Origin of the sequence: Streptodolium elevatio (assembly GCF_040649515.1) — a bacterium.
Lineage (GTDB): Bacteria > Actinomycetota > Actinomycetes > Streptomycetales > Streptomycetaceae > Yinghuangia > Yinghuangia elevatio.
The window spans coordinates 18,369-38,376 of record NZ_JBEZFP010000091.1; the positions used below are offsets into that span (position 1 = coordinate 18,369).

The following is a 20,008-nucleotide window of genomic DNA, read 5'->3' on the forward strand; positions in this document are numbered from 1 at the left end:
CATGAACTCCCACAACCCGCCCGTCCCCGAGCGATTCGCCGGGGTGCTCGACTGGGTTCCGACGTACGGACACGCCTTGCGCAAGGTCGGGCTCGCTTTCGAGGTCGTGCGTATCGACGGGGATTACGGCGACGCGGTCGCCGACCGCCTGTTCCTGGCGGCGGCAGTGCCGGGGCCGGTCGTGGAGAACCGCAGCCGCCGCCAGGCGCTGTACTTCTTCCTGGCACCGGGGGCGGGCGCCCCCTACCGGTGGCCGCCGGGCACGACGTACCTCGGGCGGCGCACGGGCGAGGCGTACGTCGGAGTCCCGGCCCTCGACGGCGAGACCTGGCCCCTGTCCTGGCGCTGGCCGCCGACCGTCGAACGCCCCTTCGTGGACGCCGCGTTGCTCCATGCGAGCCTGTGACCCGCATTCGCTCCGCACGGGCGGCGCGGGTTGCTCCGAATGGGGCAGGGGGCGGACATGGTGGGTGACGCGGCACCGCGGGCCGACTGGTGGTGGTCACAAGCGCAGAGCCGATCCGGTGTTCGTTCGTGTGTTCGATAGCGGTTTGCGTGGTTTCGCCGCCGTGTTCGAGACCGGCACAGGGGTTCCAACCTGGGGTGATCGCAGGCAGTAGTCGTTCGAGTGGCACGGGTCACCCGTTCCGCCTACGTTTCGGGAAGGATGCCCCGCACCCCAGCGGTGGCCGGTGAAGCGAGGTGAACACCTTGTCCCGCCTGTCCGAGCCCCTGTGTCCGGTACGCGTGCCGGTGGTCGTACCCGCACCCGTACCCGCGTCGGCGGCACTCCCGTCCCCGACGCCCCCGCCCGATCTGGGCGCCCTTCCCGTTCCGACCGAGGAGCCCGCCGAGGACGGCGATCCTCCGTCCGACCCTCCGGTCGTCCTGCTGACCGGCGCCACCGGCGTGGTCGGCGAAGCCATCGCCCGCGCGCTGCGGGCCGACTTCTACGTGGTGGCCCTTCGTGGCCGCCGCGCCTCCTCGCACGCGCACGCCGAGGTCCCCGTCGACCTCGCGTCGCCGCGCCTCGGCCTCGACAGCGGCGCCTGGTCGGATCTGGCCGCACGTGCCGACGTCGTCGTGCACGCCGGCGGCCGCGCCTGCTTCGACGACAACGCCGACGATTTCCACTGCGTCAACGTGTCGGGATCGCGCCGTGTCGCGGAACTCGCACACGACGCGGACGCGCCGCTGATCCATATATCCACCGCGTTCGTCGGCCACATCGACCAGGCCCGCGAGGCCGCCGCGTTCCTGCCCGGGGACTGCGCGGCGCGCCCGCTGACGTACCTGGAGTCGAAGATCGCCGCCGAGCGCGCGGTCGCCGCGTCCGACGCACGCGCCTGCGTCGTGCGCCCGTCCGTGGTGATGGGGGACACCGGCACCGGCTGGACCCCCGAACCGCAGTCCGTGCACGGCCACATCAAAATGCTGCTCTCCGGCGTCGCCACCTCGGCCTGCGGCCCGCACCAGCGGCTCGACATGATCCCGCGCGACGTGCTCGCGCGGGCGGTGGCGGCGCTCGCGAACGTCGCCGTACGCGACCCCTCGCGCCTGCCCTCGCTCTACCACGCGTGTGCCGGCCAGGCCGCGCCGACCTGCGAGGAGTTCGCCCGGCAGGTCGCCGAAACCGCGTGGCGTGCCGGACTGCGGCTCGCCGAGCCCGAGTTCCACGACCCGGCCAAGGCCTCGCTGGCGGACTACCCGGGGTGGCGAACGCTGCCGGGCCGGGTACGCGACGTCCTCGCGGTGCAGGCCGCGGGAAGCACGATCCTGGGCGCGGGCGAGGTCTTCGCCACCTCCCTCGGCGCCCCCGAACTCCCTGGCGGGCCTGCCGCTTTGACGGCGGATCAGGTACTGCGCAACGTCGAGTCCGACGTCCGGTTCGTGATGTCGGCCCGCGGCTGAGGCCTCGGCCGGCATCCCCGAAGGGGGCACCCGCCGAATTGCCGGACGGGTGCCCCAAGCGGGAGGCGGGGGAGCAGGTCGGGGGCTCGGGAAGCGGCGCGGTGGCCGTCGGCGCGTCACGAGCGCGCAAGGACGAAACGCGCGCTCTATGCGGAGATAGCACAAAAGCAGCGGTAGCATCGGGCACTTCGGATTCCTGCCGAGGGGAGTGCCTGATGCGCGCGCTTGCCGGCGTGGCCGTTGCCTGCGTACTTGTCTTGTCCGCATGCGGAGAAGACGACAGCGGCGACAAGTCCACGTCGCCGCCGTCGTCGAGCGGGGTTTCGGCACCCGCGACTGCCTCGTCCGTACCGACAACAGCCCAGTCCTCGTCCGCACCGTCGCCGTCCGACTCCGCGGCCACCCAGCCGTCCGCGACATCCGCGAAGCCCTCGTCCGCGCCTGCGTCGTCGGCCCCTCCATCGGGGCCGGTCGCGGCGCCGAAGTCCAAGGAGGGGGCGATCCAGCGGTACGAGGACTACCTCCACGCGGTCGGCCGCGAGGACATCGACGTGATGTGCGAGATTGCGGGGCCTGCGATGAAGGGCTACGACGGTCCCTGCCGCGAGGGCTTCACGATCATGCTGCAGATGTTCCCGGCCGCGCAGAAGGCGGCGCTGCGGACCGCGACCGTGGACGGGACGAAGGTCGTGGTGGTCAACCCGGCCAAGGTCGAGATGCCCGCCACGGCGGTCAAGGGCGGTGCCAGGTTCACCGAGAACGATCTCGGCGATCACACGCTGGAATACACCGGCGGCAATTGGTTCATCACCGACTGACGTACGGCTGGACGCACATTGCGGCGCGGGTCCCCATGGGGCCCGCGCCGCAGTGCTGTGCGCCACCGATTGCCCGTGCCCCGAGCGCGACACGGTGTGAACTGGTCGGAGTAGACCGTTGGTTGGGCGATGGCGACGCCTGCCGTGGGGCGATGGCGGCTGCGCCCCCAAGGTTTGGCGTGCCTCGGGCGCCAAGTCGGCTGTCGGCCGAGGAGCCGACGCACGTCGGGTGTCCCGGGGCGTACGAGGTGGCGGGTTTTCGGCGCGGCCCGCGGGGCTCACGCCGAAACCGTCGGTAGTTCGGGATCGGCTGCGGCGGTCGGGGTTTGTGGGGCGCCGGGCGGTTGCGCCGGGTGGAGGGGGTTGACGGTCTTGTTCACGGGGTGGAAGCCTGGGAGATGAAACAACGTTATATGACGTTCGTTTATCTCGGTGTGCCGCCGCCCGCGGGCCCTGGGCGGCGTGCGCGCCGGGCACCTCCCTTCTTCCCGCCTTCTCGCAAGGAGCATCGGCTATGGCCGCAAGAAGACGCGTGCTTGTCGCGTGTGTGAGTGCGTGCATGAGCGCGGGCCTGGTCGCCACGGCGGCCTGCTCGCCGGGCTCCGGATCCGGGGCACCGAACGCCGCCCCCGCGGACCTGAGCGCCACCACGCCGCCCGGCACCGAGCCCGTGGACCGCGTCACCTGGGCCCTGCCGTACGGCGAGCCCACCACCCTCGACCCGGCCAAGGTCGGCGACTACTCGCCGCAGACGGTCGAGGCCAACCTGTGCGACACACTGCTACGCATGAACGCCGACCTCTCGTTGGCTCCCGGCCTCGCCGAGAAGGCCGCGTGGACGGACGACCGCACTCTGGTCCTCGACCTGCGGCCCGGTGTGGCGTTCTGGGACGGCTCCCCGATGCGGCCCGAGGACGTGGTCCACAGCCTCCGGCGCCAGACCGACCCGCAGACCCAGGGCCTCTACGGCAGCTACCTGGCCGGCGTGACCGGCATCGACATCACCGGGCCGAACCAGGTGACGCTGCGGACCAAGGCGTACGACCAGGGCCTCCGCAAGGCGCTGGCCACCTCGTTCGGCGCGGTCGGCCAGGAGGCGTATGCCCGCAAGGTCGGAGCCGGCTACGGCACGCCCACCGGCGGCCTCATGTGCACCGGCCCCTACAAGCTCGCCTCGTGGAAGTCCGGCGACAGCATCACTCTCGAACGCAACGACGCGTACTGGGACCCGCAGCTCAAGCCGAAGGCGGCGCAGGTCGTCTTCCGCTTCATCACCAACAGCAACACGCTGACCAGTGCGCTGCTCTCCGGCGAGGTGGACGGGACGTACGAACTCCCGCCCACCAGTGCCACCGCGCTCGCGAAGGCCAAGAACGGCACCACCTACCTCGGGCCGTCGACGCAGAACGTGCTGCTGGTGCCGGGCCATGCCGACAGCCCCGCGGCCGACCGCAGGCTGCTCGACGCGCTGTCCCTCGCGGTGGACCGGGACGCGCTGGTCAAGAACGTGTTCGGCGGGGCCGCGAACCCGCTCAAGTCCCTTGCTCCGCCGCTCACTTGGGCCGGGGATCCGGCCGCCGCCCGGCTGGACGCGGCCTATGCGGCGCTGCCGTCCGCCCCGCCGCCGGACGTGGCGGCGGCGAAGCGGCTTGTCGCCGAGGTCGGCGCGCCGTCACGCCCGCTCGTGGCGGCCATCCCGGCCGGCGACCAGAAGGGCCTGCAGATCCTGACGTTCTTCCAGGCGGCGGCTAAGGCGGTCGGGGTCGGCATCGAGATCCGCCAGCTCCAACCGACGGAGATGTCCTCGCTGTTCTACGACCCGTCGATCCGCCAGGGCATCGACCTCGTCCTCACCTTCGGCTACGTCGGTATGCCGGACGCCGCTTCGTACGTGGGGGAGATGGTGAACCCCGGCGGCCTGTTCAACTGGACGAACTACAACAACCCGGAAGTCACCCGGTTGCTCGGGGAGGCGCGTGCCGCCTCTGATCCCGATGTGTCGGCCAAGGCGTACGCCGAGGCCCAGGCCCTGTTCACCCCGACCGTGCCGGTCGTCTTTCTGGCCGCCCCGCACGAACGCATGTTCATGAACAAGCGCATCAGTGGCGCACCCGCGTCGTTCGGATACATGGGCATGCCCTGGGCCGCCTACCTCGGTGGGACGCCCCGATGACCCCCGACGCGACGAGCGAACGCACCACGCCCTCACCACGCACACCTCACGGAGCACCGATGACCGACACCCCTGGCGGCAACGAGCTGTGGACCCGCGACGGCGCCGAACTGGCCGCCGGGATCCGGGCCAAGGAGTTCACGGCGGCCGAGGTCGCCGAGGCGTTCCTGCGCCGCATCGACGAGGTCAACCCGGTGGTGAACGCCCTTGTCGACGTACGCCCCGACGAAATCCTGGCCCGTGCGGCCGAATTGGACCGGGCTGTGGCCGCCGGAGGGCCCCTGGCCGCGCTGCACGGCGTCCCGGTCGCCACCAAAATCAACACCGCGCAGCGCGGGTACGCCAGTTCGCACGGCATCCCGGCCTGGGCCGACGCCGTGGCCGCCGACGACGCGGCGTGCGTCGCCGCGCTCCGCGACGCGGGTGCCACCCTGCTCGGCCGCAGCAACAGCCCGGCCTTCGCGGTCCGTTGGTTCACCGACAACGCGCTGCACGGACGCACGCTCAATCCGTGGAGTGCCGGGCATACCCCCGGCGGATCGTCGGGCGGCGCGGCCGCCGCGCTGGCGTCCGGCATGGTCCCGATCGCGCAGGGCAACGACATCGGCGGCTCGATCCGCTATCCGGCGTACTGCTGCGGGGCCGTCGGCCTGCGGCCGACCGTGGGCCTGGTGTCCGCGTGGGAGCCCGCCGGGGACGTGGAGTTCGACAGCCCGATGTCGTTCCAGACCATGGCGGTCCAGGGCGCGCTGGCGTGGACAGTCGGAGATCTGCGGACCGCGACGCGGGTGATGGCGGGCGCTGACCTGCGGGACCCGGTCGGCGTCCCGGCGGTCCCGCGCTTCGCCCGGTCCGGTCCCATCCGCGTCACCGTGGTCCGCGACGTCGGCATCGCCAAGCCGCACCCGTCCGTGGACGCGGCACTCGACACCGCCGCCCGCCTCCTGTCCGCGGCCGGCCACGAGGTCGAGGAAGCGGCGGAACTGCCGGAGCTGGTCGAGGCGGCACGCCTGTGGTCGCTGCTGCTCTTCGAGGAACTGCGCACGATGCTGCCGGAGATCGAGATGTTCGGGGATGCGGGGGTGAAGGACTCGCTGGCCTCGACGTTCCGGGTGGCCGCGGAGATCTGGGGCGAGCAGCCGACGCTCGCGGCGTACATCCGCGGCTACGCGCGGCGCGGCACCCTGATCACGCGCCTTCAGCAGTACCTGGGAGCCGACCGCATCCTGCTCACCCCCGTGTCGGCCGAACCGCCGCTGGAGCAGGACGCGGACCTGGCCGGCGACGACCGCATGCGCGAAGTCGTGGCCGCTCAGTGGCCGTTGCAGGCGGTTCCGGTTCTGGGCTTTCCGGCCGTCGCGGTCCCGACCGGGCCCGCCGGGGGTCTGCCGTCCGGCGTGCAGCTCATCGGCGGCCGGTTCCGCGAGGAACTGCTGCTCGACGCCGCCGCGGTGATCGAGGCCGGGACGTCGCGGAGCCGTCCGGTGATCGCGGCCGCGCACGGCTGAGCCCCACAGCCCCGGAGCGGCTGAGCGTCGGAGTACCACCGCTCCGGGGTACCCGCCGCCGACCGCCCGGGTCAGTGCGCCGGACCGCCCGCGAGCGCGGTCCGTGCGCGGTTCAGGTAGTCGCGGAACGCCCGTCGCTCGACGGCGGAGAGCCCGCTCAGCATGCGCTCCTCCAGGGCGCGTACCTCCGCGTCCGTCCCGGTCAGCAGCGCCTTGCCGGCGGGCGTGAGCGTGATGAGCAGTCGTCGGCGGTGCCCGGGGTCGTGGTCCCGGGCGATGAGGCCGCGGCTCTCCAGCGCCGTCACGAGGTCGCGCATCGCCTGCGGCGTCACGAAGGAGTTCCGGGCCAGTTCGGCGCTGGTCATCCCGTCGCGGCGGTCGAGCACGGTCAGCGCCGTGTACTGGAGCGCGGTCACGCCCGCCGGCCGCAGGAGCTCGTCCAGGTGCGCGCGGACCGCCAGCTCCACCTGCTTGACGGCGTAGAGCAGCAGGGGGCCCGACTCCCGGGGTACGTCGTCCTCGGCCGCTCGCGCTGCCATCTCGTTCGCTCCTTGCCTGCCCGCCGCGTGTCCGACGCCTGCTCGCAGGCCGTCCGGCCCCGAGTCTCGCACGTCGCGGATTCCTCGCGGGGCGGTGACCAGTGCAAGGAATCCTGATATAAGGAATCCTGTCATTGCCTATGCGGAGGGCACAACCATGAGAACCGCTGCCACGGGCAGCCGCCCGAACTTCGGCCTCGGCACCTGGCCGGCGCGACGGGCACGGATATCGCCCGAGCGGGTCGCGCTCGTCGAGGGCGACCGCGTCCTGACGTACGCCGGACTCGCCGACCGCACCGCGCGTCTCGCGGGCCACCTGGCCGCGCTGGGCGTACGGTCCGGCGACCGCGTGGCCTACCTCGGCGCCAACGGGATCCCGGTCTTCGAGACCTTGTTCGCCACCTGGCTGCTCGGTGCCGTCGCGGTGCCGCTGAACTTCCGGCTCTCCCCGGTCGAGATCCGCTACATGCTCGAGGACTCGGGCTCCGCGGTCCTGGCGCACAGTCCGGACACCGACGCCCTCGTCACCGCGGCGGCCCCGCTGCCGGAATCCGTCCGGCACCGGATCGAGGTACGCCCCGGGCACTTCCCGCCCGAGGGCGCCGAGTCCGCCGGCCCCGCGCTCGAAGTGCCGCCCCCGGTGGGCCTCGACGACCCGGCCGTCCTGCTCTACACCTCCGGGACGACCGGACGCCCCAAGGCCGCCGTACTCACGCACGGCAATCTCACCTGGAACACCGTCAACCAGCTCGCCCACATCGACCTGCGTGACACCGAACGGGCGCTGTGCATATCGCCGTTGTTCCACGCCACCGGGCTCGGCCAGGTCACACTGCCCACGCTGTTCAAGGGCGGCAGCGTCGAGCCGGTCGCCAAGTTCGACGCCGGAGCGATCCTCACCCGTATAGAAGAAGCGCGCATCACCAGCTTCTCCGCGGTGCCCACGATGCTCCAACTGCTGTGCGAGCACCCGCTGTGGGACCGGATCGACCTGAGCTCGCTCACCAGCGTCATCTACGGCGGCTCACCGGTACAGGAACGGGTCGCCCGGGCGTGGCTCGACCGCGGCGTGCGGCTCCAGCAGGGGTACGGCATGACCGAGGCGTCGCCCGGTGTGTACATGGCCCCCGCCGAGGGCTCCGCCGCACGCCCCGTGTCGGTCGGCGTGCCGCACTTCTTCACGGACGTCGCGATGCTGCGCGACGGCCGCCCCGAGGATGTGGGCGGCGACCCGGGCGAACTCCTGGTACGCGGGCCCCACGTCTTCTCCGGCTACTGGAACCGGCCCGACGAGTCCGAGGCATCCTTCGTGGCCGGCTGGTTCCGCACCGGCGACCTGCTGTCCTCCGCCGACGACGGCTGGGCGTACGTCGCCGACCGGGTCAAGGACCTGATCATCTCCGGCGGCGAGAACGTCTACCCCGCCGAGGTCGAGGCGGTCCTGTTGCGCCTGGACGCGATCGCCAACGCCGCCGTCGTGGCCGTCCCCGACACCCGCTGGGGGGAAGTGGGCGCCGCCTACCTCCAGTTGCGGGAGGGCGCCGTACTCGAAGAGGCCGACGTACGCGCCCACCTCGAAGCGCACCTGGCCCGCTTCAAAGTCCCCAGGTTCCTGGTCTTCGTGCCGGAACTCCCGGCCAACGCCACCGGCAAGGTCCGCCGCGTGGAACTCCGGGCCCGGGCCGCGGCGGAGTTGACCGCCGCGGAGTCGGCCGCGGCCGACTCCGCGACCGCGGGCCCGGGCACCGCCGACCGGACCGCCACCATCACCACCGCACAACCCGCCGACGCGGACCGCGCCGGCGCGGAAGGAACCCCGTGACCAGCACCACTCCCCACCCGGCGGACGCCGCCCCCGACCACGCCGTGCCCCTCCCTCCGTCACTGCGCCTGGAACTGCACGGCAGCGTCGCGGTGTTGCGGCTGTCCCGCGCCGCCAAGCGCAACGCCCTCGACGACGCCACGGTGCTGGGTCTGGAGGCCTTCCTCGCGGCGCCGCCCGAGGGCGTGCGTGCGGTCGTCCTCGACGCCGCAGGCGACCACTTCTGCGCCGGACTCGACCTCGGCGAGCTGACCGAACGCGACACCCTGGAGGGCCTCGCGCACTCCCGCATGTGGCACCGCGCCTTCGAGCGCATCGAACACGGAACCGTGCCGGTCGTCGCGGTCCTCAAGGGCGCGGTTGTTGGCGGCGGCCTCGAACTGGCCTGCGCCGCCCACTTGCGCGTCGCCCAGCCCGGCACCTTCTACGCGCTACCTGAGGGACAGCGCGGACTGTTCGTCGGCGGGGGAGGCTCGGTGCGGGTACCGCGACTGATCGGTGTCCACCGCATGACCGACATGATGCTCACCGGTCGCGTCGTCGATGCGGACGAGGGCCAGGCGATCGGCCTCTCGCATTATCTGGCAGCTCCCGACGGCGCGTTCGAGCGTGCCATGGAGCTGGCCCGCACCGTCGCGGCGAATGCCGCGGTCACCAACTTCGCGGTGCTCCAGGCCCTTCCGCGCATCGCCGCGGCGAACCCGGCCGAGGGCTACCTCCTGGAATCCCTGATGGCCGCCGTCGCGTCCGGCAGCACCGAGGCCAAGGAGCGCATGCGCGCGTTCCTCGACGGCCGCGCCGCAAAGGTGGGACGGCCGTGACGGAACCCCTGATCCTGCGGACCCCGACCGACGAAACACTCCGACGCAGCGAACTCGGACGCTACTTGCGTCACTTGGACGAAGCCCGGGGCCTCCGCTTCGCGGACTACGGCGCCCTCCACCGGTGGTCGGTGTCCGACACCGTGGAATTCTGGTCGTCCATACGCGAGTTCTTCGGCGTACGCTTCGCCGCCCCGGAACGCGCGGTGCTCGGCAGCCGTGCGATGCCCGGCGCGGAGTGGTTCCCCGGCGCCACGCTCAACTACGCCGAGCACGCACTCAAGGGGGCCGGGGCCGCCGATGCGGCCACCGCGCTCACGGCGTACTCGCAGACGCGCGACCGTGTCGATGTCACGTGGGGGGAGCTGCGCGACCAGGTCGCGCGGGCACGTGCGGGCCTGCGGGGGCTCGGAGTCGGTCCCGGCGACCGGGTCGCGGCCTACCTGCCGAACATTCCGGAGACCGTCGTCGCCTTCCTCGCGACCGCCAGTCTGGGAGCGGTATGGGCGAGCTGCGCACCGGAGTTCGGCGCGCGCAGCGTCGTCGACCGGTTCGCGCAGATCGAGCCCACCGTGCTCTTCGCCGCCCCCGGGTACCGCTATGGGGACAAGGACGTCGACCGCAGTGGAACCGTCGACGAGATTCGCGCGGGATTGCCCACGCTGCGTGCGGTGGTCGCCGTCGCGTACGGCACCGGCGAACTGCGCGACGCCGTCGGATGGGACGACCTGCTGGCCGGGCCCGCCGAACCCGGCGCGGAGCCGGTGCCGTTCGACCACCCGTTGTGCGTGCTGTTCTCGTCCGGCACCACCGGGCGCCCTAAGCCGATCGTGCACGGGCACGGCGGCATTCTCCTCGAACACCTGAAGAACCACGCGCTCAGCTGGGACCTGGGCCCGGGGGACCGGATGCTGTGGTTCACCACGACGGCCTGGATGATGTGGAACGCCCTCGTGTCCGGACTGCTCGTCGGATCGGGCCTCGTGCTCATCGACGGGAACCCGCTGTTCCCCGATCTCGACGCGCAATGGCGCATCGCCGCGGAATCGGGGGCGACGCTGATGGGCGCAAGCCCCGGCTACCTGATGGCCTGCCGCCGCGCCGGGCTCGAACCGGCGCGCGCGTACGACCTTTCGGCGCTGCGGCAGATCGGCGCGGCCGGCAGCCCGCTGCCTCCGGAGGGATACCGGTGGGTGCACGAGCAGTTCGGGGACCGGGTCCTGCTCAACGTGGGCAGCGGGGGCACCGACGTGTGCGGCGGAATCGTGCAGGGCGGGCCCTGGCAGCCCGTGTGGGCGGGGGAGATCTCCGGTCCGGCCCTGGGCGTTGCGGCGGCGGCGTTCGACGACGAGGGCACGGAGGTCGTCGGCGAACTCGGCGAACTGGTCATCACCGTTCCCATGCCGTCGATGCCGGTCGGCTTCTGGGGTGACGACGACGGATCCCGCTACCGGGCGGCGTACTTCGACACGTATCCGGGGGTGTGGCGGCACGGCGACTGGGCGCGGTTCGCCCCGACCGGCAGCTGCGTCGTCGCCGGGCGCTCGGACGCCACCCTCAACCGCGGCGGTGTCCGGCTCGGCACCGCCGAGTTCTACCGGGTGGTCGAGGAAGTCCCGGAGATCGCCGACAGCCTCGTGGTGCACCTGGAGGACCCGTCGGGAGGCAACGGCGAGTTGCTGTTGTTCGTGGTCCTGTCCGGGACGGAGACCGCGGGGGCTGCCGGCGCCGACGTGCTCGATGCGGCGCTGCGCGCGCGTCTCGTGGCCGAACTGCGCGGCGCTCTCTCGCCCCGCCACGTCCCGGACGCGATCACCGCGGTACCCGCGATCCCGCGCAACCGCACCGGCAAGAAGCTCGAACTGCCGGTCAAGCGCATCCTGCTCGGTGCCGCCGTGACCGATGTGGTCGGTCCCGACGTGCTCGCCGATCCGGCGTCCCTCGACCCCTTCCTCGCCCTCGCGGCAGCTTGGAGGCCCGCATGAGCAGCACTTCGGAACCGGTCCGGCGCGTCGCGATCGTCGGCACCGGGGTCATCGGCGCCGGCTGGGCGGCACACTTCCTGGCCCGGGGCCTGGACGTCGTGGCCACGGACCCGTCGCCCGGTGCGGAGTCGCGGCTGCGCGCGGATGTGGCCGCACACTGGCCGACGGTGACCCGGGTCGGACTCGCCGAGGACGCCTCGCCGGACCGGCTGGCGTTCACCGCCGACCTCGAAACCGCAGTCGGCCAAGCCGATTTCGTCCAGGAGAACGGGCCCGAGCGCGAGGACGTCAAGCAGGCGCTGTTCGCCGCGTTGGATGCCGCCGCCCGTCCGGAGACCGTCATCGCCAGCAGCTCGTCCGGGCTGGCCGCCACCGCCATCGCCCGCGACTGCGCGGCCCACCCCGAACGCGTGTTGATCGGGCACCCGTTCAACCCGCCGCACCTGATCCCACTCGTCGAGGTCGTGCCGGGCGAGCGCACCGGCGAGGAAGCGGTGGCCCGGGCACTGGACTTCTACACCGCGGTCGGCAAGAAGCCGATCCGGGTGCGCCGCGAGGTGCCCGGCCACATCGCCAACCGGTTGCAGGCGGCGCTGTGGCGCGAGGCGTACTCGCTCGTCGACCGCGGCGTCGCGACGGTACGCGACATCGACACCGCCATCGCGCACGGGCCCGGCCTGCGCTGGGCGCTGCTCGGGCCGTTCGCCAACCAGCATCTGTCCGGCGGCCGCGGCGGGATCGCGCACATCCTCGAACACCTGGGCCCGCCGACCGAGGCCTGGTGGCGGGACCTCGGCGACCCGTCGCTCACCCCGGAGTTGACGGCCAAGCTCGTGGCCGGCGTGGACGACGCGCTCGACGGCATCGGAGTCGACGAACTCGCGGACCGACGCGACGCGTTGCTGCACGCGCTGCTGGCCCTCAAGGCGGCGGCCGACCTGCCGTGACCCGTCCGCCGAACCACCCCGGAAGCCCCGGCAACCATCCCTCGGAGAGACCCATGGACCTGACCGCACTCGACGCGATCGACGTACACGTGCACGTCGAACAGGACGGCCGGGGCTGCCTGGCCCTCGACCGCGAACTGCTCGACGCCTCCGCCGCCTACTTCAAGGCCGACCAGGACCGCACTCCGACACTGGAGCGCATAGCCGAGCACTACCGCGCGCGGCGTACCGCGGCCGTGGTCTTCACCGTCGACGCGACCGCCGCCACCGGGCATCCCGCGCTCAGCAGCGAGGAGATCGCCGACGCCGCCGCCGAACACGCGGACGTCCTCGTCCCGTTCGGGTCAGTGGACCCGCACGCGGGCCGCGCCGCGGTCGACCGGGCCAGGCGCCTGGTCACCCGACACGGCGTGCGGGGCTTCAAGTTCCACCCCAGCCTCCAGGGCTTCGACCCCAACGACGTGCGCTTCTACCCGTTGTACGAAGTGCTCGCGGAGGAAGGCGTCCCGGCGCTGTTCCACACCGGCCAGACCGGCATCGGCGCGGGCCTGCCCGGCGGTCGGGGCATCAAGCTGCGGCACTCGAACCCGATGCTCCTCGACGACGTGGCCGCGGACTTCCCCGAACTCACCATCGTGATGGCCCACCCGTCGGTGCCTTGGCAGGACGAGGCGATCTCGATCGCGACCCACAAGGCCAACGTCTACATCGACCTGTCGGGCTGGTCGCCGAGGTACTTCCCGCCGCAGCTCGTTCGCGCCACCAACACGCTGCTGCGCGAAAAGGTGCTGTTCGGCTCGGACTTCCCGGTCATCACCCCGGAGCGCTGGCTCGCGGACTTCGCGAAGCTCGACATCAAGGACGAGGTGCGCTCGCTGGTGCTGAAGGAGAACGCCGTACGCGTGCTGGGCCTCGCCGGGGGCCGCGGCTGACCGGCCGACCCGGCCGGCGCCACCCGGCCCCGCGGGTAAGCCGGTCTCCCGACCGGCTTACCGCGCGTCCCGGTGCGCGAGCATGTCGACGACCGCGCGGGCGACTTCGGCCGCGCGGTCCGTCGTCCACAGCTCCGGATCCTCGACCGTCGAGATGAAGTAGCCGCGGACGAGCAGGAAGAGGATGTCGGCGGCCAGTTCCGGGTCCGGTACGCCCGCGTCCTCGGCCGCGTCGCGCAGTTCGGCCCGCGAGGCGTGCGGCTCCCTGGTCTCCGGCGATCCGGCGGAGTCCGCGTCGAAGCCCACCGACGACAGCATCTCGACCCACAGCCGGCGCAGCAGCAGGTCGTCTGGGTCGGTGGTGAGGTTCCAGGCGACCGTGGCGCGCAGCCGGTCCTCGCCCCGGAGTTCGCCGACGTGGGTGTCCAGGTCCGTGCGCCAGCGGGACTCCGCGGCGTCGACGGCGTTGGTGATCAGTGCGATCCGGGTGGGCACGTAGTTCGTGACCATCGCCGTGGACCCGCCCAGTTCCTTGGCCACCGCGCGGATGGTGACCGCGCGTGCCCCGTCGCGGGCGGCGACCGCGAGGGTCGCCTTGGCGATGGCCTTGCGGCGCTGGACTTCGTCGACGTCGATCGGCATGGCGGCAACCTAGCTCAGTGGGGGCTTGACGTGGCACATCGCGTGATGCAACGTTGTTATATCACATTGTTTTTCTCAGGGGTTCCCCTGCGGTTCACCGGTGAACTCCCGGTGACCCCCTTCGCCTTCCCCAGCATCCGCTGCATTCTCCCGCGTTGGAGCGCACATGAGCCTTGCCTTCGAGCGCGTCGCCGCGCAGCCGGTCCCCGAACACGCGCGGCAGCACATGGTCCGCATGCGCGACGGGGTGAGGCTGGCCACCGACGTCTACGGCGCCGGGACCGAGCCCGCACCGACCGTTCTGGTCCGCCTGCCCTACGACAAGAACAGCCGCTACGTCTTCTTCGAGCAGGTCGCCGAGCGGTTCACCGCCCGCGGCTACGTCATGGTCGTCCAGGACGTCCGCGGCAAGTTCCGCTCCCAGGGCCGCACCCTCGGCTGGACCGGAGAGGTCGACGACGGCTACGACACCATCGAATGGGTGACCCACCAGCCCTGGTCGGACGGCGTCGTCGGCATGTTCGGCGACTCCTACTACGGCTTCACGCAGTGGTCCGCCGTCTCCAGCCAACACCCCGCCCTGCGCGCGATCGTGCCGCGCGTGACGTGCACCGACGTCGTCCCCGGCGTCGCGACGGTCGACGCCCGTGCGGAGCGTCAGCCGGGCTGGCTCGAAGGCGCCGACTACCTCGCCCACGTCTGGGTCGACAACGACACCTACGAGTTCGAGCCGGACCTGACCACGCGGCCGCTGATCGCCGCGTACGAGCAGGCGTTCACGGCCATCGGGAAGCGCTCGGCGGGCTTCGACCTGGTCGTCGGCGGCATACCGCTGGCCGCGTACAACGGGCCGCACCCGTACGACGCGCGGCCCGTGCCGGTGCTGCACTGCGTCGGGTGGTTCGACAACCTCGGCGTCGCCCACATGCGCGACTACACCGAACTCGCCCGGCGGCCCGGCTGGGCGGCGGTGCAGTACCTGAGCGCCGACAGCACCGACCACGAGAACTACTTCCTCGAACACGCCCCGGTGGCTCCCGAAACCGACCACATGGTCGACGACGACGCCCTCACGCGCATGCTCGACGCGTACACCGCGCCCGCACTGCGCTTCTTCGACGTGTTCCTGAAGGGCACCGAGCATCCGGACACGCTGCCGCGCGTGCGCTGGAAGCTCGGCCACGTCGGATGGCGGACGTCAACCTCCTGGCCGCCGCCCGGGGCGACCGCGCTCGACCTCCACCTCGACGCACCCGCCGCCGCGCCGGGCCCGCTCCCGGGCGGAGTCCTCGGCGAACGGCCCGCGGCACAGGGGGAGTCCGTCGAGTGGCGGTACGACCCCGACGATCTCGTACCGTCAGCGGTGGCCAACACCTTCATGCTCTTGCACGACCACCCGGACGAACGGCCCACCGCGGACCGCGACGACGTCCTCGTCTTCACCACCCCGGCCTTCGAAACGCCGCTGGACCTGGCCGGGCCGGTACGTGCGGAGTTGCACGCCGCGAGCACCGCTCCGACGTACGACCTGTTCGTCCGCCTCCTCGACGTCGCCCCCGACGGCACCGCCCGGCTCGTCGTGCGCGGTTGCGTGCAGGCGGACGCGCCCGGCGCGTGGGACGTCGACCTCGGGCACACGGGCTACCGGGTACGCACCGGGCACCGGCTCGCCCTCACGCTCGCCTCCAGCGACTTCCCGAACCACGTGCCGAACTCCGGCTCCACCGAGAACCCCTGGTACACCACCGCACCCAAGGCGAGCCTCCAGACCCTGCGCACCGGCCCCGGGCAGCGCTCACGACTGCGCCTGACCGTGCTTCCGGCCGCGTCCGGAACCGGGGAGTGAGGCCGCGATGTCGCCGGCATTCGTCGCCACCAGACTCGCGACCCTGGCCGTCACCGTCGTGATCGCCGGCCTTGCCATCCACGGCGCGCTGTTCCTCGCCCCGGGCGACCCGGCCACGCTGCTCGTCGGCGGCGCGCGCAAGCCCGACCCCGAAGTGCTCGCCCAGATCCACCGCGAGTACCACCTCGACGACCCGTTCCTGCAGAGCTGGTGGCACTGGTTCGGCAACTGCCTGCACGGCGACTTCGGCAAGTCGCTCGTCTACCGGGACAGTGTCGGCCACCTCGTCGCGGCCCGCGCCGGCGACACGTTCGCCCTGGTCGGCTACGCGGCCGTCCTGGTCCTCGTGACCGGAACACTCGCCGGGACCCTCGCGGGACTGCGCGGCGGCCGGACGGAATCGTTCGTCACCGCGGTGACCGCGGGCGCGATGGCGATCCCGACGTTCATCATGTCGGTACTGCTGATCTGGGTGTTCGCCGTGCAACTGCCGTGGTTCCCGGTCTACGGCTCGGGCAGCGGCTTCGTCGGCACGCTGACCCACCTGACCCTGCCGGCCGTCGCCCTGGCCGTCTCGTGGGTGGGGTACGTCGCCCAGGTCACCCGCACGTCCGTACGCACCGAACTGCGCTCGGAGCACGTCGAGACGGCGCGCAGCCGCGGCGTCCCCGAGTCGGTGGTCGTCCGGCGCCACGTGCTCCGCAACGCGTCGGGGCCCATCTTCGCGGTGTCCGGCGTGGGGGTCGCCGGACTCATCGCCACCACGGCGGTCGCCGAACAGGCCTTCGGCATCGGGGGACTGGGCGCGCTGATGATCGAGGCGGCGGGCAAGCAGGACCTGGCCGTGGTGCAAGCCGTCGCCCTGCTGTTCGTCGTGGTGTTCGTGGTCGTCAACACGGTCGTCGACCTCGTCAGCGCCGCGCTCGACCCGCGTACCGCACAGAAGGGACGCGCATGAGCGAGCGAAGCAAATTCGTCGACAAAGAGATACGCATCGTGGGCGCGGCCGACAAACCGCGACCGCCGCGCGACCGCGTCACCACCGCCGCCGCATGTGTCGTCGGGCTGTTCCTGCTGCTGGCCGTGTTCGGGCCCCTGGTGGCCCCGCACGACCCGAACGCCGTCGACCCCTTCAACGTCAACGCCGGCCCTTCCGGGGCGCACCTCCTCGGAACGGACGACACCGGCCGCGACATCCTGTCCCGGATCATCTGCGGCACCCGTGCCAGCCTCACCGCCCCGGCACTCGTGGTCCTGTTCTCCACGATCGCCGGAACCCTGCTGGCGCTCTGCGCCGCCTGGTTCGGCGGCTGGGCCGACCGGCTGGTCTCCGGCCTGCTCGACGTCGTCTTCGGCTTCCCGGGGCTGATCATGGCCGTCCTGGCGGCCGCGGTGTTCGGGCCGGGGCCGACGGCGCCGGTGATCGCGCTGTCCATCGCGTACCTCCCGCTGGTCACGCGCGTGGTGCGGTCCGCGGCCATGAAGGAACGCGGGCTGCCGTACGTCGCCGCCCTGCACCTGCTCGGCGCGCCCACGCACCGCATCTGGCTGCGGCACCTCCTGCCGAACCTGGCGCCACTCGTCCTGGTCCAGGCCACCATCGGCTTCGGCTACGCCCTGCTCGACGTCGCGGCAATCTCGTTCATCGGCCTCGGCAGCCAGCCGCCGGATCCCGAGTGGGGGCTCATGGTGTCCAACGGCGCCCCCGGCATCCTCGCCGGGCAGCCGCAGCAATCCCTCTACGCCGGCCTCGTGGTGCTCGTCGTCGTGGTCGCGTTCAACCTGCTGGGATCGGGGCTCTCCCGGCGCCTGCTCGGAGAGGGCACATGAGCATGAAGCACTCCACACCGCCGTTGCTGGACATCGACGCGCTGCGCATCGACCTGCCTGTGGGCGGGGCGCCGCGGACCGCCGTACACCGCGCCGACGTCCGCATAGCCGAGGGCGAAGCGGTCGCGCTGGTGGGCGAGTCCGGATCCGGCAAGTCGCTGACCGCGCGTGCCGTGCTGCGGCTGCTGCCCGAGGGCGCGCGTACGCACGGAGGCCTGCGGTTCGCGGGAGAGTCCGTGCCGGACATGTCCCGCGCACGGCTGCGGGAATTCCGGGCGGGCGACGTCGCCATGGTCTTCCAGGATCCGCGCGCCCACATCAACCCGGCGCGCGGCGTCGGCGACTTCCTCATCGAAGGCCTCACCACCGCGCGGGGCGTCGCGGTGGCCGAGGCCCGGACGAAGGTCGCGGGCATCCTGCGCGAGGTCGGCATCGGCGACGCGGAACGCCGCATGCGGCAGCGCCCCTGGGAACTCTCCGGAGGCCTCCTGCAACGCGTCATGATCGCCGCGGCGCTCGCCGCCGAGCCGCGGCTGCTGCTCGCCGACGAACCGACCACGGCACTCGACGTGACGACCCAGGAGGAGGTCATGGCGATCATCTCCGAGGCCCGCGAAGCACGCGGCCTGGCCATGCTGTTCATCACCCACGACCTGGAACTGGCCGCCGCGGTCTGCGACCGCGTGGCGGTCATGTACGCCGGATCGACCGTCGAGGACCTGCCCGCCGCGGCGTTGCACGACGACGCGGCGCACCCGTACACCCGCGCGCTCCTCGCCTCCCGGCCGTCCGTCGGCGACACGCGAGGCGGACTCCGGGCCATCACGGGCCGCCCGCTGTCCGGCTTCGAGGCCCCGTCCGGCTGCGCGTTCGCCGCCCGATGTCCCCGGGCTCGCGAGCTGTGCGACGACGAGCCGCCGCGATCGCGCCCCGCCGGCGCGGGCTCCGCCGCCTGCCACTTCCCGCACACCCGCGCCCCCGAGGAGGCCGGATCGCATGCTTGAGGTCCACAACCTGCGCAAGGTCTACGGCGATTTCGTCGCCGTCGACGACGTCAGCCTCACCCTTCCCGAGGGCGGGTCGCTGGCGGTGGTGGGGGAGTCGGGCTCGGGGAAGACCACCACCGCACGCATGATCGCGGGCCTGGAGGCGCCGAGCGGCGGTCACTTCGCGGTGGGCGGCGAACCGCGTCGGCCCGGCCGGGTGGGCGGCGCCGAGCGGCGTACCCGGGCCCGGCAGATCCAGATGGTCTTCCAGGACCCGTACTCGTCGCTCGACCGCCGCCAGCGGGTACGCGACGCCGTCGCCGAGGCCGTACGCCTGCACCGCCCGGGCAACGGCGCAGCCGTCGACGACCGGGTCGCGGAACTCCTCGGCCTGGTCGGCGTGGACGAGCGCCAGGCCCGCTCGCTCCCCAAAGGGCTCTCCGGCGGACAGCGCCAACGCGTCGCGATCGCCCGGGCTCTCGCCGCCGAGCCACGCGTGCTGATCCTGGACGAGGCGGTCGCCGCCCTGGACGTGTCGATCCAGGCGCAAATCCTGAACCTGCTCGCACAGGTGCGGGAAAGCACCGGGACGGCACTGCTGTTCATCACCCACGACCTCGCGGCGGTCCCGCACATCAGCGACGAGGTCCTGGTGATGCGCACCGGACGGGTGGTCGAGCAGGGCCCGGTCGGGCGCGTGTTGGGCGCGCCGCGCGACGCGTACACCCGGCGTCTGATCGAGTCCATCCCCAAGCCCGGCTGGAAGCCGCGGCGCCGACCGCGCCCGGACGCCGACTGACCGACCCGCCCTGCCGGGTCGCCCACGCGCCCGACCGATTTGCAGGCCGGGCGGACCCGGTCCGCAGCTTTGCACCGCGGCGCGACCACCGCGCCACCCCACGATCAAGGAGAGACCATGTCCTTCGCACCCGCCCTCGAGTTCGTGTTCGAAATCAGGGCCCAGGTGTCCGAAACCCTGCACATCGGCCACGGCGACGGCGAGATCACGGAGTTCACGCCCATCGTCGGCGGCAGCGTGAGCGGCCCGCGGCTCACCGGCAAGGTGCTGGCCGGGGGCGGGGACTGGAGCAGCACGCGCGGCGAGATCTGCGAACTGGAGGCCCGCTACCTCGTGCAGGCCGACGACGGCTCGGTCGTCGACATCGTCAACCGCGGCTTCTACCACCCCGACCCCGACAGCCCCGACCAGCACGACGGAGACGTCAAGGTCTCCGAGGCCGGCCACTA

18 protein-coding genes are annotated in these 20,008 nt (G+C 72.2%); 16 read left to right on the plus strand and 2 right to left on the minus strand.

The annotated features are described in order from the left end of the window. The first annotated feature begins 1 nt into the window (after window position 1). The 5 genes from AB0C36_RS28955 (at window position 2) to AB0C36_RS28975 (ending at window position 6,410) form a co-directional block, all read left to right on the plus strand. The gene (locus tag AB0C36_RS28955) at window positions 2-406 is read left to right on the plus strand and encodes a hypothetical protein (RefSeq protein ID WP_358359556.1); all 405 of its coding nucleotides are present in this window, start codon (window positions 2-4) and stop codon (window positions 404-406) included. Window positions 407-711: 305 nt separating this feature from the next. Beyond that, a complete protein-coding gene (locus AB0C36_RS28960) occupies window positions 712-1,911 on the plus strand; it encodes an SDR family oxidoreductase (RefSeq protein WP_358359558.1) in 1,200 nt (399 codons plus the stop codon). Between the two features lie 215 nt (window positions 1,912-2,126). Next, window positions 2,127-2,729 carry a hypothetical protein gene (locus AB0C36_RS28965; protein ID WP_358359559.1) on the plus strand — a complete coding sequence of 201 codons (603 nt, stop codon included), beginning with the start codon at window positions 2,127-2,129 and terminating at the stop codon, window positions 2,727-2,729. A gap of 514 nt (window positions 2,730-3,243) precedes the next feature. Then, window positions 3,244-4,902: an ABC transporter substrate-binding protein gene (locus AB0C36_RS28970; RefSeq protein WP_358359561.1), complete on the plus strand. Its 1,659-nt coding sequence runs from the start codon at window positions 3,244-3,246 to the stop codon at window positions 4,900-4,902. A 59-nt stretch (window positions 4,903-4,961) separates the two neighbouring features. Then, window positions 4,962-6,410, plus strand: a complete 1,449-nt coding sequence (locus tag AB0C36_RS28975) for an amidase (protein WP_358359562.1) — start codon at window positions 4,962-4,964, stop codon at window positions 6,408-6,410. A gap of 71 nt (window positions 6,411-6,481) precedes the next feature. Here the strand turns inward: AB0C36_RS28975 and AB0C36_RS28980 are convergent, their stop codons facing one another. Continuing rightward, entirely contained in the window at window positions 6,482-6,949 is a 468-nt protein-coding gene (locus tag AB0C36_RS28980; RefSeq protein WP_358359564.1) for a MarR family winged helix-turn-helix transcriptional regulator, read from the minus strand. A 157-nt stretch (window positions 6,950-7,106) separates the two neighbouring features. On the opposite strand from AB0C36_RS28980, the gene AB0C36_RS28985 reads away from it, so the two are divergent. Genes AB0C36_RS28985 through couO form a run of 5 tightly spaced genes read left to right on the plus strand, consistent with a single transcriptional unit; the run spans window position 7,107 to window position 13,456 of the window. Next, complete coding sequence (locus tag AB0C36_RS28985; protein ID WP_358359567.1) at window positions 7,107-8,771, plus strand: acyl-CoA synthetase; 1,665 nt, start codon at window positions 7,107-7,109, stop codon at window positions 8,769-8,771. Continuing rightward, the gene (locus AB0C36_RS28990; RefSeq protein WP_358359570.1) at window positions 8,768-9,592 is read left to right on the plus strand and encodes a crotonase/enoyl-CoA hydratase family protein; all 825 of its coding nucleotides are present in this window, start codon (window positions 8,768-8,770) and stop codon (window positions 9,590-9,592) included. Before AB0C36_RS28985 ends, AB0C36_RS28990 begins: the two co-directional genes overlap by 4 nt. After that, on the plus strand, window positions 9,589-11,577 hold the full coding sequence (locus AB0C36_RS28995) for an acetoacetate--CoA ligase (protein ID WP_358359572.1): 1,989 nt from the start codon (window positions 9,589-9,591) through the stop codon (window positions 11,575-11,577). Before AB0C36_RS28990 ends, AB0C36_RS28995 begins: the two co-directional genes overlap by 4 nt. Continuing rightward, window positions 11,574-12,524, plus strand: coding sequence for a 3-hydroxyacyl-CoA dehydrogenase NAD-binding domain-containing protein (locus AB0C36_RS29000; RefSeq protein WP_358359574.1), 951 nt, complete (start codon window positions 11,574-11,576; stop codon window positions 12,522-12,524). Before AB0C36_RS28995 ends, AB0C36_RS29000 begins: the two co-directional genes overlap by 4 nt. Before the next feature lie 53 nt (window positions 12,525-12,577). Further along, window positions 12,578-13,456 (plus strand): 4-hydroxyphenyl-beta-ketoacyl-CoA hydrolase, encoded by an 879-nt coding sequence (gene couO, locus AB0C36_RS29005; protein ID WP_358359578.1) that lies wholly within the window; start codon window positions 12,578-12,580, stop codon window positions 13,454-13,456. Between the two features lie 57 nt (window positions 13,457-13,513). Here couO and AB0C36_RS29010 read toward each other — a convergent pair whose 3' ends face one another. Further along, window positions 13,514-14,098 (minus strand): TetR/AcrR family transcriptional regulator, encoded by a 585-nt coding sequence (locus tag AB0C36_RS29010; RefSeq protein ID WP_358359581.1) that lies wholly within the window; start codon window positions 14,096-14,098, stop codon window positions 13,514-13,516. Between the two features lie 166 nt (window positions 14,099-14,264). Here AB0C36_RS29010 and AB0C36_RS29015 point away from each other — a divergent pair, with 166 nt between their 5' ends. The 6 genes from AB0C36_RS29015 to AB0C36_RS29040 form a co-directional block, all read left to right on the plus strand. Beyond that, a complete protein-coding gene (locus AB0C36_RS29015; protein WP_358359584.1) occupies window positions 14,265-15,944 on the plus strand; it encodes a CocE/NonD family hydrolase in 1,680 nt (559 codons plus the stop codon). Between the two features lie 7 nt (window positions 15,945-15,951). Continuing rightward, complete coding sequence (locus tag AB0C36_RS29020; protein ID WP_358359586.1) at window positions 15,952-16,902, plus strand: ABC transporter permease; 951 nt, start codon at window positions 15,952-15,954, stop codon at window positions 16,900-16,902. Then, a complete protein-coding gene (locus AB0C36_RS29025; RefSeq protein WP_358359589.1) occupies window positions 16,899-17,774 on the plus strand; it encodes an ABC transporter permease in 876 nt (291 codons plus the stop codon). Before AB0C36_RS29020 ends, AB0C36_RS29025 begins: the two co-directional genes overlap by 4 nt. Further along, window positions 17,771-18,778, plus strand: a complete 1,008-nt coding sequence (locus AB0C36_RS29030) for an ABC transporter ATP-binding protein (protein WP_358359591.1) — start codon at window positions 17,771-17,773, stop codon at window positions 18,776-18,778. Before AB0C36_RS29025 ends, AB0C36_RS29030 begins: the two co-directional genes overlap by 4 nt. Then, the gene (locus AB0C36_RS29035) at window positions 18,771-19,559 is read left to right on the plus strand and encodes an ABC transporter ATP-binding protein (RefSeq protein WP_358359594.1); all 789 of its coding nucleotides are present in this window, start codon (window positions 18,771-18,773) and stop codon (window positions 19,557-19,559) included. The genes AB0C36_RS29030 and AB0C36_RS29035 overlap by 8 nt, the downstream gene beginning before the upstream one ends. A gap of 117 nt (window positions 19,560-19,676) precedes the next feature. Further along, the coding region (locus tag AB0C36_RS29040) for a DUF3237 domain-containing protein (protein ID WP_358359597.1) at window positions 19,677-20,008 on the plus strand (332 nt) is incomplete at its 3' end.